This is a genomic window from Haladaptatus sp. AB643 (genome assembly GCF_024136975.1).
In the GTDB taxonomy this organism is placed as follows: Archaea; Halobacteriota; Halobacteria; order Halobacteriales; family Haladaptataceae; genus Haladaptatus.
The window spans coordinates 43,664-57,395 of sequence record NZ_JAMYJW010000008.1; the positions used below are offsets into that span (position 1 = coordinate 43,664).

The 13,732-nt window shown below is 62.0% G+C and carries 11 protein-coding genes; 4 read left to right on the top strand and 7 right to left on the bottom strand.

Features of this window, described 5'->3' with window-relative positions; genetic code table 11:
* Positions 1-25: 25 nt before the first annotated feature.
* Genes NKF25_RS15835 through NKF25_RS15850 form a run of 4 tightly spaced genes read right to left on the bottom strand, consistent with a single transcriptional unit; the run spans position 26 to position 4,377 of the window.
* Positions 26-1,195, bottom strand: coding sequence for an ABC transporter ATP-binding protein (locus NKF25_RS15835; protein ID WP_342766336.1), 1,170 nt, complete (start codon positions 1,193-1,195; stop codon positions 26-28).
* Between the two features lie 3 nt (positions 1,196-1,198).
* Positions 1,199-2,098 carry a carbohydrate ABC transporter permease gene (locus NKF25_RS15840; RefSeq protein WP_253227628.1) on the bottom strand — a complete coding sequence of 300 codons (900 nt, stop codon included), beginning with the start codon at positions 2,096-2,098 and terminating at the stop codon, positions 1,199-1,201.
* Between the two features lies 1 nt (position 2,099).
* Positions 2,100-3,005 carry a sugar ABC transporter permease gene (locus tag NKF25_RS15845; RefSeq protein ID WP_253227629.1) on the bottom strand — a complete coding sequence of 302 codons (906 nt, stop codon included), beginning with the start codon at positions 3,003-3,005 and terminating at the stop codon, positions 2,100-2,102.
* Positions 3,006-3,042: 37 nt separating this feature from the next.
* Complete coding sequence (locus NKF25_RS15850; RefSeq protein ID WP_253227630.1) at positions 3,043-4,377, bottom strand: extracellular solute-binding protein; 1,335 nt, start codon at positions 4,375-4,377, stop codon at positions 3,043-3,045.
* A 161-nt stretch (positions 4,378-4,538) separates the two neighbouring features.
* Between NKF25_RS15850 and NKF25_RS15855 the strand changes: the two genes are divergently transcribed.
* Positions 4,539-5,642 (top strand): TrmB family transcriptional regulator, encoded by a 1,104-nt coding sequence (locus NKF25_RS15855; RefSeq protein ID WP_253227631.1) that lies wholly within the window; start codon positions 4,539-4,541, stop codon positions 5,640-5,642.
* On the top strand, positions 5,642-7,543 hold the full coding sequence (locus NKF25_RS15860; protein WP_253227632.1) for a glycogen debranching N-terminal domain-containing protein: 1,902 nt from the start codon (positions 5,642-5,644) through the stop codon (positions 7,541-7,543). The genes NKF25_RS15855 and NKF25_RS15860 overlap by 1 nt, the downstream gene beginning before the upstream one ends.
* Here NKF25_RS15860 and NKF25_RS15865 read toward each other — a convergent pair whose 3' ends face one another.
* The gene (locus NKF25_RS15865; protein ID WP_253227633.1) at positions 7,544-8,725 is read right to left on the bottom strand and encodes an MFS transporter; all 1,182 of its coding nucleotides are present in this window, start codon (positions 8,723-8,725) and stop codon (positions 7,544-7,546) included. It abuts the gene before it with no gap.
* Between the two features lie 148 nt (positions 8,726-8,873).
* Between NKF25_RS15865 and NKF25_RS15870 the strand changes: the two genes are divergently transcribed.
* Together NKF25_RS15870 and NKF25_RS15875 are read left to right on the top strand one after the other, a co-directional pair.
* Positions 8,874-9,890 carry an alcohol dehydrogenase gene (locus NKF25_RS15870; RefSeq protein ID WP_253227634.1) on the top strand — a complete coding sequence of 339 codons (1,017 nt, stop codon included), beginning with the start codon at positions 8,874-8,876 and terminating at the stop codon, positions 9,888-9,890.
* A gap of 270 nt (positions 9,891-10,160) precedes the next feature.
* A complete protein-coding gene (locus NKF25_RS15875; protein WP_253227635.1) occupies positions 10,161-10,400 on the top strand; it encodes a hypothetical protein in 240 nt (79 codons plus the stop codon).
* A gap of 43 nt (positions 10,401-10,443) precedes the next feature.
* Here the strand turns inward: NKF25_RS15875 and lonB are convergent, their stop codons facing one another.
* Positions 10,444-12,543, bottom strand: coding sequence for an ATP-dependent protease LonB (gene lonB, locus NKF25_RS15880; protein WP_253227636.1), 2,100 nt, complete (start codon positions 12,541-12,543; stop codon positions 10,444-10,446).
* A 126-nt stretch (positions 12,544-12,669) separates the two neighbouring features.
* Positions 12,670-13,641 carry an ABC transporter permease gene (locus NKF25_RS15885; RefSeq protein ID WP_253227637.1) on the bottom strand — a complete coding sequence of 324 codons (972 nt, stop codon included), beginning with the start codon at positions 13,639-13,641 and terminating at the stop codon, positions 12,670-12,672.
* Positions 13,642-13,732 lie beyond the last annotated feature (91 nt).

A 13,732-nucleotide genomic window follows, 5' to 3' on the forward strand; every position in this document is an offset into this window, starting at 1 on the left:
CCGTGGTTACGATCAGCAGTTCGATTCATCGAATCGCCTCCCCCGACGCGCCGAACGCGTGGAGTTCCGTGCGGTCGAAGGCGACTTCGACCGTCGAACCCATGGACACGTCCTCCGGAAGCGCCCGCAGTCGGGCGATGAAGGTGTCGTCCCCGCGTGCGAGTTCGAGTTCGTACGCGTTGCCGAGCGGTTCGATGACCGTCACCTCGCACTCGATGGCGTTCGTCATGTTTCTCGGGTCCGGTCGGGAGACGTTCGCCACGTCCTCCGCAGGGGTCGAGAGGAGATGCACGTCCTCCGGACGTACACCGAGACTCTCGGTGTCCATGGGGAGCGACGTGTCGAGGGTCGCAGTGTCGCCGTTCGGCAGGAGTTCCACGCCCATGCCGACGGAAACGTCGAAGAAGTTCATCGGCGGATTGCCGATGAACCCGGCGACGAACGCATTCTCCGGCGTCTTGTATATCTCCTCGGGCGTCCCGACCTGCTGGAGTTCGCCGTCGTTCATGACGGCGATGCGGTCGGCGACGCTCATGGCTTCCTCCTGGTCGTGGGTGACGTACACCGTCGTCGTCCCGAGTTCCTGCTGGAGTTCCCGAATCTCGAACCGCGTCCGAACGCGGAGTTGCGCGTCCAGATTCGACAGCGGTTCGTCCATCAGGAACGCTTTCGGCTCCCGAATGATGGTGCGACCGACCGCGACGCGCTGTCGCTGGCCGCCGGAAAGCTGTCCGGGTTTCTTGTCGAGCAGGTCGGCGATTTCGAGCATCTCCGCCGTTCGCTCGACCTTCGCCGTCTTCTCCTCGTCCGAGAGGTCCATCTTGCCGAGCGGGAATTCGAGGTTCCCCGCGACCGTCTTGTGCGGGTAGAGCGCGTAGCTCTGGAACACCATCGAGAGGCCGCGTTTCTGCGGGAGGGTTCTCGTTACCTCCTCGTCGCCGATTTCGATGGAGCCGCCGGTGGGCGTCTCCAGTCCGGCGATCATCCGGAGCGTCGTGGACTTTCCACAGCCCGATGGCCCGAGCAGGACGAGGAACTCGCCCGGCTCGATTTCGAGGTCGAGTCCCTCGACCGCCAGCACGTCGCCGTAGGATTTCCGCAGGTTCGAGAGGTCGATTCCAGCCTGTTCCGTCTCTATTTCGGCGGCGGTGTCAGGTGCCGACTCGCCGTCGGCTTGGGTGAGTTCGGAGGACACGAATCAGCCCTCCACCGACCCGAAGGTCAGTCCCTCGACCATGTACTTCTCCAGGTAAACGAACATGATGATGATGGGAATGCTGGTCAACAGCGATGCGGCCATGATCTGTCCCCACACTTGGTGGAACCCGGACGAGAGCGCGTCCAGACCGATTGGAAGCGTGAAGTTCGTGCGGGTGCTGAGGAAGATGCTGGCGAAGAGGTACTCGTTCCACGCGATCATGTACGTGTAGATGAACACGGCCACGATGGCGGGTGCCGAGAGCGGGAGCGTGATGCGGAAGATGACTTCCAGCCGCGAGTAGCCGTCCATCATCGCCGCCTCCTCTATCTCCGGCGGGACGCTTCGGAAGTAGTTGCCGAGCATGTACAGCGACACGGGCAGCGTCTGGACGAGGTAGGTGATGACCAGACTGCCGAGGTTGTCCACGAGACCGATCCAGACGATGATCTGGAACAGCGGGACGACCAGCAGGATGCCCGAGAACATGTACACGAGCAGGACGCCGCGCGAGAACAGTCCCCGTCCGGGGTAGTTCAGGCGGGCGAAACTGTACGCGCCGAACGTGGCGACCACGACCGACATCCCGGCCGTGATGATCGAGATGATGAGGCTGTTTTTGAAGTACGTCACGAACGGGAACGTCTCCGGACTGAAGACGCTCGCGTAGTGTTTCAGCGTCAGGTCGTGTGGCACGAACGACGGCGGGAGCGAGTAAATCGCGCTCTCCGGCATGAAGCTCGTGACGATCATCCAGTAGAACGGGAGGAGCGAGACGACCATCGTCAGCGCTATCGCGCCGTAGAACACGACCTTCTCCCAGAGGCTGGTTTCGATGCGACTTCGTCCGAAGGCGTTGGAAAAGCCGTCGGACACCGTAGCGAGTATCGTTCCTATCATGTTACCACTCCAGAATCCAGCTCACGTACACGAGGACGAACACCATGAGCGAGGCGAACAGCACCATGGCGATGGCGGCCGCCTGTCCGTGGTTGTAGTTCGCGAACGCGGTCTGGTACGCGTACAGCGATAGCGTGTTCACTTTCTTCGTCAACAGCCAGATGTCGGCGAACTTGTTGAAGTTCCAAATCCAGCGAAGCAGGAAGACGGTGGCGAGGACGTATTTGAGCTCCGCCAGCGTGATGTCCTTGAATCGGGCGATACGGCCCGCGCCGTCGATCTTCGCCGCCTCGTACATATCGCTCGGAATCGCTTGCAGACGGGCGATTATCATCAGGAACGCGAACGGGAAGTAGCGCCACGCGTCGAAGGCGATGACCGTCCACAGCGCCGTCTTCGCGTTGTTGAGCAGGTCGATGTCACCGGAGTAGATGCCGAGGGTGTGACTCAGGAAGTACGGAATCATCCCGTACAGCGGGTCGAGCAGCCACTGCCAGACGTACGCCACCGCGATGAGCGGGGCGACGTACGGCAGCAGCATCAGCCCTCGAACGAGCCGTCGGCCGCGGAATTTTCGATTGAACAGGATCGCCACGCCGAGGCCGCCGACGGTGGCGAGCACGTCGCTACCCAGCGTGAAGATGACCGTCGTTTTCAGTGCCGCCCAGAACTCGCCGCTCGAAAGCAGGGTTCGGTAGTGTTCGAGACCGACCCACGTCGGCGAGGCATCGGGCGAAAGCGGTACGTTCGTAAAGCTCAGATAGACGTTGTAAAGAACGGGATACACGATGACCCCGGCGACCAACAGCAACGCTGGCGCGATGAGCAGATAGCCCAGGATCGCCTCCTTCTGCTCGACGGTGTAGTCGCCGTCCAACGAGAGCTTCGTACGGTTTGCTAAACTCATAAATGAATTGGGGACTTGTGTGGTCGATGGTGGACGACTATTCCTCGATCGCGTCCCGCATCTTCTTCGCCTGCTCCTTCGCGACCGTGTCGGCGCTCTCGCCGTCGGTCACGCGCGAAATCGCCTCCGCGATGAGGAACTTGTTCGTGATGTTTCCGAGTTCCGGGAAGGCTTTGCCGTCGACGTAGCCGAAGCGTTCGATGTTCTCGAAGGCCGCGGAGACGTCCTCGACCGTCGAACCCCATGCCTTCAGCGTCTCGTCGTCCTTGAACTCCGAACTGCTCGCCGTTTCCTTGAGAACGGGGTTCATCCCGCCGGGGGCCATGTGGAGCCATTCGACGTACTTCTTCGTCATCAGGTACTCGGCCAGGTTCTTGCCGTAGTCCAGTTGCTCCTTCGAAGCCGATTCGAAGAGGTTGAGACCGACGATTTGCCCGAACGAACTCTTGCGCTTGTGCTGGACGTACGGGGCGAATTTGGTGTCCTTCACCATCTTGTCGCCCTTGTCCACGAGGTCGCTCATGATGAACGTCGAGTACTGGATCAGGTGGCTCTGCTCGTTGAGGTACGTGTTGTTCGCCGTCTTCCAGGTGTCCTTGCCCGGTGGCGTGTACTTGGAGAGTTTGCCGTAGAAATCGAGCGCCTCGATCATTTCCTTGCTGTCGAAGACGATCTTTCCGTCCTTGTCGAAGACGCGCGCGCCGTTCGAGCGGGCGAAGGGCGTGAAACACTGGCGGGCGAACGCCGTCTTCTTCGTCCCGATAACGATACCGTACTGATTGTTATCGGGGTCGTGAAGCGCTTTCGCCGCCTTCATCAAGCCGTCCCACGTCGTCGGGTCGTCGAGGTTCTTATCCTCGAAGCTACTCTTTCGGTACCACATTCCCTCGACCCAACCGTACATCGGAATCGAGTAGTGGCCGCCGTCGGGCGCTTTCGTCAAATCGAGCGCGCCTTTGTAGAATTTGTCTTTGCCGACGTTCTCGATGACTGCGTCGGCCGCCTTCGTCGAAAGGAGACCGCCACTGCCGAGTTTCTGCATCGGCGAGAGACCGAAATCCGCGATGGTCGGGAGCGTCCCTGATGCGCGTGCCGAAGAGATGCGCGTCGGCAGGTCGTCCTCCTGGACCGCGTTCAGCGTGCTGGAACCGCCGTTGTTCGAGTCGTACGACTTGAGAAGCTTCTTGATGACCTTCTGTCGGTCGTTTTCGACGTTGCTCGTCCAGAACGTGATGTCCTTGTTCTTGCCGTCGCCGCTACTGCCGCCGAGGCTTCCGACACACCCGGCAAGCGCGGCCACGCCAGCCGCTCCGCCGATAGATTGTAGCACCGTACGCCGCGTTTTTTCCCCGTTTTTGTGATCGCCTGTCATAGGAACTCTGTCCTACTCAACCATGAAGAATAAGAAATATATAAATCTTGCTCACGTATTTGATACAGGAGTGAATATGAGAATTCGTATGGACGAAACGGCACTGGATCGGGAACGTCAACTAAAAGATTCAACTCGATAAGATGGGAATCAACACACAGATGGATACCGACGAACTTCGACGTGGACTCCAGGAGGTGGGACTTTCGACGTACCAGATCGACGCCTACGTCACCCTCCTCGATTTGGGAAGCGCGTCCGCGACGTCGCTCGCGGAACGGGCGGATGTACCGCGATCACGGATCTACGACGTGCTCCGGGATTTGGAGGACGAAGGCTACGTCGAGACGTACAAACAGGACGCGCTCCGGGCGCGGGCCAGGGAACCGACGGAGGTTCTCCAGAACCTCAAATCGCGGGCTGAAACGCTCTCGAAGACGGCCACCGAGATTCAGGACAGATGGCAACAGGCCGGGGTCGGCGGACACCGCATCAGCATCCTCAAACGGGTCGAAACGGTCATCGAACGTGCTGAGGAAGCGATTCAGGACGCGACCAATCAGGTACAATTGTCGGTCACACCGGAGCAGTACGACCGCCTCGTACCCGCCCTCAAGACGTGCTACGAAAACGACGTGTTCGTCTCCGTTTCGATCAATACGAGCTACGAACAGCCGACCGACCTCCCGACCGACGAGGAGTTCACCGACGTCGTCACCGAGGCACGGCACCGTCACCTCCCCGCGCCGTTCCTCGTCCTCGTGGACCGTGAAATCGCGTGCTTCGCGCCGCACACGGAACCGACCGGGCAGTACGGTGCGGTGTTCGAAGACGAGACCCTCACGTACATCTTCCACTGGTACTTCGAGGCCGCACTCTGGGAGTCGTGGGCCATCGTCTACACCACCCACAGCGAAACGCTTCCGGCGGAATACGTGAACATTCGGCGGTGCATCCGCGACATCGCACCGCTGCTGGCCGACGGGGCCACCATCACCGCGACCGCTCGCGGACGGGAGATGGGTCGGCGACAGAGTATCACCTTGTCGGGCGAGATAACCGACATCCTGTACGCCAACGGCGACATCCGCGAGGGGGACCAAACGCCGTCACTCTCGACGCTCGCCGGGCAAGCGACCATCGTCCTCCGTACCGAGGACGGCGAGTTCGGTATCGGTGGATGGGGTGCCGTGCTCGAAGATTTGGAGGCCGACAGGATCATCATCGAAGCGGTAACGTACTCGGACTGTGAGGAGGACGCCTGATGCTTCCCGACGACTGTGCGCTCGTCATGGATTCGGGACGACAGATCGTGGTCGATGCACGCGGCGACGTCACGCCCACGACGCCCGAAACCGGCGTGTACGAATCCGACCATCGCTACCTCTCGACGCTCGAAATCGACCTCGACGGATCCGACGACTGGCACGTTCTCGGTCGCGAATCCAGCGACCGCGGCGTGACGACGACGCTCGCCAGCCCCACCGTCGGCACGGGCCGCGGCGAGGGACGACCCTGGATGCTCGGCAAACACCTCGAAATCACGGAATCCGGCTGTCTCGTCCGGGTCCGACTCACGAACAACACGCGGTCGGCCCGCGAGGCAACCCTCTCCATCTCGCTGGCCCCTGACTTCGGCCATATCTTCGAAATCCCTGCCTTCTTCTCGCCGCGTGAACACCAAACGCGGCCGGTCGAAATCGAACGCCGCACGTCCGGCGTCGCCTTCGTCGGCACGCTCGCCGACGACACCGAACGGCGAGTCGAGGTCACGACCGACTCCGACCTCGAAACGAGCGTTTCGGACGACTCGGCGACCTTTTCCGCGGACGTGACCGTCCCGCCCGCTTCGACCCGTTCCATCGAACTCGAACTCGAACTGCCGGATGGACGACGGAACACGCCCGATATCGAGACGAACATCGACTGTCCACGGTACGACCGACTCGTCGGGCGCGCCGCGAAAACGCTCGAATCGCTGACGCTCCCGTGTGGCGTTCCCGCGGCGGGTGCGCCGCGGTTTCTCGCCCCGTTCGGCCGCGATTCGCTCATCGTGAGCTATCAACTCCTGCCGTTCGACCCGACCGTCGCGGAACGAACGCTCCGTTTCTTGGCCGACGAACAGGGAACGGAAACCGACGCCGCGACGCTCGAAGCGCCCGGTCGAATCATGCACGAGAAGCGGTACGGCGACCTCCCCGTAATCGGGGAAAGCGTCCGAACGCCGTACTACGGGACCATCGACGCGACCCCGTTGTTCGCGGCGCTGTTCGCCGATACCGTCGAGGAGTCGGGCGACGAAACGCTGTTCGAGGAACTGTACCCCAACGCGAAAGCCGCCATCGAATGGACGCTTTCCGAACTGGACGACGACGGCTTCCTGTTCTACGAATCACACGACCACTCGCTGGGTCTCACCCATCTCGGATGGAAGGACAGCGCGGAATCGCTCGCGCGGCCGGACGGAACTCCAGCGGAGGGCGCAATCGCGCTCGCCGAAGTACAGGGGTACGTCTTCCGCGCACTGGAGCGGTTCGCGCCGCTCGCGGCGCGGGTCGGCGACGAATCGCTGGCGGACGACTGCCGGGAGACGGCGGGGACGCTCGCGGCGTCGTTCGAGGAGCGGTTCTGGCTTCCCGACGAGGGCTGTTACGCGCTCGGAATCGACGGAAACGGCGTCATCCCGAGCGTCGCCTCGAATCAGGGCCACGCCATCTGGGGCGGATTGGGAAGTGAACGACGCGTCGAACACGTCGCTGAGCGGTTGACGCGCGAGGACATGCTCACCTCGGCCGGACTCAGGACGTTCGCGGCGTCACACGATTCCTTCGACCCCCTCTCGTACCATCGCGGGAGCGTCTGGCCACACGACACGAGCATGGCGGCGATGGGACTCGCCGAGCGCGGCCAACAGGACGCGGCGAGAGCGCTCGCCGTTCGGGGACTGTCGGCGCTGGAGGACACGGTCCGAACCGACTATCCCGACGGGTTCGGCTTCCCGGAACTCATGGTCGGTTTCGACGAGGGCGTCTCGGTCGGCACGCTCCGCCATCCGGACTCCTGTATTCCGGCGGCGTGGAGCGCCGGAAGCGTGTTCGGATTCGTTCAAAGCGTGCTCGACTCCGATCCCGTCGAAGCCGAGACCATCGCGGAACTGATCCGGTAATCAGGTCCAGCGGCGGACGGCAAAAAGGAGCAACGCGGAAACGACGGTCATCGCGGCCAACAGTTCCCAACCGAGGCCGTACCCCGACCGTTCGACCAGCGCGCCGAAGACGGGCGGGGCGATCAGTCCGCCGACGTTGATGGCGGTCTGCCCTCCGGCCGTCGCGGCACCGATATCCTCGCCGTCCACGAGACCGCTCAGACACGAGTAGAACACGCCGGTCGAACCGTAGATGGAGAGTCCGAGTCCGGCGAACACGACGATGGCGAGGGGGAACGACGAGATACCGGTCGCGAGCGCGGCGAAGAGAACGGCACCCCCGGCGATTTGGACGAGTGCCACGGTCGCCGACCCGCGAGCGCCGCCGAGTCGGTCGGCGGCGCTTCCGGCACCGATGCGGGCGATACTCCCCATGACTTGTGTGAGGGCCAGCACGATGCCGCCGATGGCGGTGGTCTGTCCGAGGCCATCCTTGACGTAGAGTTCGATGTATCCGAGCATGGCGAAGATGGACGCGCCGAGGAAAAGCCCGGCGACGACGAGCAGCAGATACGGCCCGTTCGTCCGCAGATCGCTGAAATCGGGGAGGGACATCGTTCCCTCGCCGGACGTCCCGCCGTACGTCACGGCGAACCCGAGCGCGTAGCCACCCGCGAGCACGGCGATGACCCAGAAACCGAGTTGCCAAATCGTGACGGCCGCGATGCCGGTGATGACGAGCGAGGCGACGCCGCTCCCGGCCGTGACGCCGACCTGTTTCAATCCCATGGCGAGGTTCTCCCGTCCGTTCGGCGCGCTGGCGATGATGCCACGGTTCGACGCGGGCATCGCCGAGGAGTATGCGGCCCCCAACACGACGCCCGCGACGAGGAGGAGGGAGTACGACGACGCGAGCGAGACGCCGACGGTGGCGACCGCGAGTCCGGCAAGTCCGACGACCATCACGCGTTTTTCGCCGTAGCCGTCCACGGCCGCTCCGCTCGGAAACAGCGCAATCGTGTAGCCGAACAGCGCGGCCGTCAGGAAGAACCCGACGCTGGACGCCGACAGCGAGAAGGCGTCACGGACGACGCCCGTCGCGGCGAAGATGCTGTAATAACAGAGGCTTGCGGCCGTTTGCCACCCCGTGACCGTCGCGACCGACCGCCAATTTCCCGTTGTCGCCTTCGTGTTCCTCGTCACTGTTTTCGCTTCGAAACACGAACGGCGGTGCGGTAAGTATGACGACTCCGGACAACGATGCCTGGAGAGTGAAACCGGAAGCAGTCGCCGCTTTCCGCCGATATTGGCATTTCCACTTATCCGTCTCGCGCCCGATGTTCCGACTGCTATGTCAGATACGATGCGGGCGGTCGAAGTCGACGAACCGGGAGGGGAATTCGAACTCGTCGAACGGGAGGTTCCGACGCCGGACGCCACGCAAGTTCGCGTGGAAGTCGAAGCCTGTGGCGTCTGCCACAGCGACTCCTACGCGAAGGAGGGTGGCTACCCCGGACTTGCCTACCCGCGCGTCCCCGGCCACGAAATCGTCGGACGGGTCGATGCGGTCGGCGAGGACGTGGAGCAGTGGGAGGAGGGCGACCGCGTGGGCGCTGGCTGGCACGCCGGACACTGTTTCACCTGCGAAGCCTGCCGTCGCGGCGAGTTCGAACAGTGTGAGAACGCGGATATCCACGGCGTGACGGTTGACGGCGGCTACGCCGAGTTCGCCGTCGTCAACGCCGAAGCACTCGCGGCCGTCCCCGACGAACTCGACGCGGCGGACGCCGCGCCCCTGCTCTGTGCGGGAATCACGACGTACAACGCGCTCCGACACACGGACGCCCGACCAGGTGATCTGGTCGCCGTGCAAGGGATCGGTGGACTCGGTCACCTCGGCGTGCAGTACGCCCGACAGGCGGGATTCGAAACGGTCGCCATCTCGCGTGGCACCGACAAGGAGGAGTACGCCCGCGAACTGGGTGCCGACCACTTCATCGACGCGAAGGCCAACGACCCGGCGGAGGAACTCCAGAAGTTGGGCGGCGCGACGGTCGTCCTCGCCACCGCGCCGAACGCCGACGCGATTTCATCGGTCGTCCCCGGTCTCGACACCGACGGCGAGGTCGTCACCGTCGGCGTCCCCGGCGAACCCATCGACGTTTCCGTGGTTGACCTCGTCGGAAGCCGAAGTGCGGTTCGCGGGTGGGCGTCCGGCGACGCTCGTGACTCTCAAGATACCCTGGAGTTCAGCGCGCTTCGAGACATCACGCCGGAAATCGAGACGTTCGACTTGGCGGACGCCGACGACGCCTACGAACGAATGATGGACAACGAGGTTCGGTTCCGGGCCGTGCTGGAACCGTAAGGCCAAACCTCCGGAGGGCCGACACCGCGTCGTAGACCCGATATCGTTTCGTGAAGTCGTGGGTGACGTCGTTTCGTCGCACTACAACCGCGATCAGAAATCGGCTTCTCCCCGATAATTCTCGCGGAGATTACGATGGATAGACACGGCCTCATCTCCGCCCGAACCGAACGTGGCGGTATGGTAATTACCGGCGACGCGAGCCACTGTGATAGTTAAATCAGCTCACTTAGCCACAAAGCGAATGTACTCCCGTGCTGAACGAAAAATATGGCAACACTCAGTGGGGAAGACGAAGGGAAGTTCCTGATGGACAGCGAAGGGGAGCAACTCGGGATCGTGAGCGAGGTTCGGAGCGGGACGGCGTACGTCGATCCCGACCCCAACCTCGGTGAAGCGTGGCTGGAAGTGTTCGGATGGGGGAGCGCCGACGACGACGACCTGGCGGTTCCCGCCAGCATCGTCGATACGGTGACCGACAAGGAGATTCGCGTGAACAAGGACCTCTGATTTTTCGGAAGTCAGCTATCGATTCGACCGGAAAAAATCGAGTTCAGGGACTCGGACTCGGCGATCCGTGATCGCTGCTCGTGTCGAGGGCCGTACCCGTAATGGTCCTGAGTCGGTCGGTGAGGCTCTCTATTTTGGACTCGCCGACGAGCGCGACTTCGAGGACTTCGCTGATGTGCGAGACGGGGACGATTTCGATCATCTCCTTGTACTCGTCCTCGATCATCACGTCCTGCTCGTTGGCCTTCGGGATGATGACCGTCTCGATGCCGGTCTTCGCGGCCGCCTCGATCTTGTGCGTGACGCCACCGACCGGGAGGACGTCACCCCGGACGGAGAGCGATCCCGTCATCGCCACGTTCTGATCGATGGGGATGTCTTCGAGCGCGCTGATGACGCCGGTCGCCATCGTCACGGACGCCGAATCCCCTTCGACGCCGCTGTAGGTCTGGACATACTGGATGTGGATGTCCTTCTCGGAGATGTCCTCGTCGCTGAACTTCTTGATGATGGCGCTGACGTTCTGCACGGCCTCCTCGGCTATCTCCTGCAGTTTCCCGGTGGCGATTACCTTGCCGGAACCTTGTGCCGGGGAGACTTCGGTCATGATGGGGAGGACGCGACCGCTGTCCTCGCCCATGACCGCCAGACCGTTCACGCGACCCACTTCCGCACCGTCGGAGACGGTGAGTTCGTAATCCTTCCGACGTTCGATGTGGTCGTCGGCGATCTGTTGCTCGATGGAGCGCGAGCGCTGTTTCGCTTGCAGGACGTGATCTCGCGTGGTGAACTCGACGTCCTCCGCGCGAGCGATGTCACCGGCAACACGAACGAGGCCACCGAGGTTACGCAGTTTGAGCGTGAGGTGTTCCTTGCGACCGGCGCGGCGCTGAGCTTCGAGGATGATCTCTTCGACCGCCGTGTCCGTGAAGTGTGGAAGCTGTCCGTCCTTTTCGACCTCTTGGGCGACGAAGCGGGCGTACTTGCGGCGCATCTCCGGCGTGTCGTCGATGGTGTCGTCCATGTACACCTCGTACCCGTACCCCTTGATACGCGAGCGGAGCGCCGGATGCATGTTCTCCATCGCGTCGAGGTTCCCCGCCGCGACCATGATGAAATCGGTCGGGACGGGTTCGGTGTGAACCATCGCACCGGACGAGCGTTCGGACTGTCCGGTGATGGAGAACTCGCCCTCCTGAATCGCGGTCATCAGCTTCTGCTGTGAGCGGATGTCGAGGGTGTTGATCTCGTCCACGAACAGGACACCTTTGTTGGCCTTGTGGATGGCTCCGGGTTCCACGCGGTCGTGGCTCGGCGTTTCCATTCCGCCGGACTGGAACGGGTCGTGGCGCACGTCGCCTAGTAGCGCACCCGCGTGGGCACCCGTCGCGTCCTCGAAGGGAACGGTATCGACGTCGGAGTTGTCCACCAACAGGTTCGGGATCACGGCGTTCGTCCCGCGTGAACTGTAGTGGAACAGGAGGTACGTAACGCCAACCGCGATAACACCCAGTAAGAACTCTTTGGCGATGAAGAAGGCGTATCCGGCGACGAGTGCGATGATCGCCCACATCAGGAACGTGCGCATCCGATCACGCTTCATCGCCTCGTCCCTGTGAGCTTGGATTATCTGTTTACCCTTTCCGGCGGGAACGGTCCGAATCTTCGGCTCGTTTCCATCGTCGGGGTTGTGATAGACGAGGACGTCCTGTAACTCCTCCTTGGGGAGGAGCTGACTCATCGACTTCGCCAACATCGATTTCCCGGTCCCCGGCGACCCGATCATCATGACGTGACGACGTTGTGTCGCCGCGTTCACCACGGTTTCACGGGCGGACTCCTGCCCGATGACTTGATCGACCAGTCGGTCCGGAATGGGAATCTCATCGGTCGTCTCGACGTCCAAACCGCCGAGGAGATCGTCGTCCGTTTCGGGGTCGAAATCGTCGGCGACCAGCGATTCATCGACGCTCGTTCCGAGAGCACCTTCCTCAGACGGGACGGAATCGACGGTGGAATCGTCGGGGTCGGCTTCCCCGTCGGAAACCGAGCGCGCATCCCGCCGCTCGTCGGAAGTACCGTCAGAAGCGTCTATATCCGCCTCTGACTGGGAGGGACTGTCAGTGCGTTTTCCATTGCCCATTGACTATTCTTGCCGATAGTAAGCGTAACCCTGCCCGATATACTTTTTGAATCGTTCAACCTCCGTTAGACTATTTGACGACAATGGACCGGCGTTTCGAGGCCGAAACGCGTGTCTCGTACCCTTTCACTCCGATTCGACGCGTGGATCGAGCCCCACATAGGCGAGGTCCTGGAAGAGGTTGCCCAGAATTCCGACGAACGCGATGACCATCGCCACTCCGAGAATGAGCGGTAGATCACGCTGCTGAATCGCGCCGAGACCGAGGCTACCGATTCCCCCGACACCGGTGACGGATTCGAGGACGAAGACGTTCACCACGAGCGTTCCGATGAGGTCGGCGAAGAACAACGAGAGCAGTGGAATCGCGGCGTTTCGAAGGATGTGCCGGGCGACACGTCGATTCGATGCGCCCTTCGCGCGAAGCAACTTGACGAACTCGCGGTAGACGTACTCGCGCGATTCGGCTCGTGCGTACCGCAACTGTCCCGCGAGCAGCGAAATCCCCAGCACGCTCGACAACAGTACCGTCTGGACGTGTGGCGTGAACTGATGGAGCGTCTCGGTGAGCCCCAAGATGCCCGGACCGGCCACGACGACGATCCAGTAGCTCGGAACCCCGAGTCCGACGTACGACCCGCCGGTCACTATCCGTTCGACTATCGACCCCGGATGCAGCGCGGAGTACACGCCGAGCCCGATCCCCCCGACGAGCGCGAACAGCATCGCCGGAACGACGTAGCGTAACGTCGCCGGAATCGCGCCTTCGAGCAGCGTGATCACGGGTGTTCCGTGATGCGTGTGCGACCGACCCCAGTGGAACGTCGTGATATCGACGAGCCAGTTGAGATAGCTCTTCCACACCGGCTCGTTCAGATCGTGTTCCTCCTTGTACTGCTCGATGGCCTCGTGCACGTACGCCTTCTGCTCGGTCGCGTTCAGACGATGGTTTCTGGCCGATTGCGCGGCACCGTACGCCGCCTGAGCGACGCCGGGGTCGGCGGTCAACGCGATGAATCCGAACGTGACGGACAGCACGAGATAGAGGGCGAAGACGGAGAACGCGATCCGTTTGATGACGTAGGAGCGGCGACTCATGGTTTCGACATCAAAAATACCGACAATCGGTATAAAATAGTATCGACAGAAGTGAATTATCCATTCGGTATCTTTTTGTCATGAGGATATA

Bases quoted from the DNA above. Each gene is read 5' to 3' on its own strand.
- NKF25_RS15845 (WP_253227629.1), bottom strand. From the start codon at position 3,005: ATGAGTTTAGCAAACCGTACGAAGCTCTCGTTGGACGGCGACTACACC.
- NKF25_RS15855 (WP_253227631.1), top strand. From the start codon at position 4,539: ATGGATACCGACGAACTTCGACGTGGACTCCAGGAGGTGGGACTTTCG.
- NKF25_RS15860 (WP_253227632.1), top strand. From the start codon at position 5,642: ATGCTTCCCGACGACTGTGCGCTCGTCATGGATTCGGGACGACAGATC.
- NKF25_RS15885 (WP_253227637.1), bottom strand. From the start codon at position 13,641: ATGAGTCGCCGCTCCTACGTCATCAAACGGATCGCGTTCTCCGTCTTC.
- NKF25_RS15870 (WP_253227634.1), top strand. From the start codon at position 8,874: ATGTCAGATACGATGCGGGCGGTCGAAGTCGACGAACCGGGAGGGGAA.
- NKF25_RS15840 (WP_253227628.1), bottom strand. From the start codon at position 2,098: ATGATAGGAACGATACTCGCTACGGTGTCCGACGGCTTTTCCAACGCC.
- NKF25_RS15875 (WP_253227635.1), top strand. From the start codon at position 10,161: ATGGCAACACTCAGTGGGGAAGACGAAGGGAAGTTCCTGATGGACAGC.
- lonB (WP_253227636.1), bottom strand. From the start codon at position 12,543: ATGGGCAATGGAAAACGCACTGACAGTCCCTCCCAGTCAGAGGCGGAT.
- NKF25_RS15850 (WP_253227630.1), bottom strand. From the start codon at position 4,377: ATGACAGGCGATCACAAAAACGGGGAAAAAACGCGGCGTACGGTGCTA.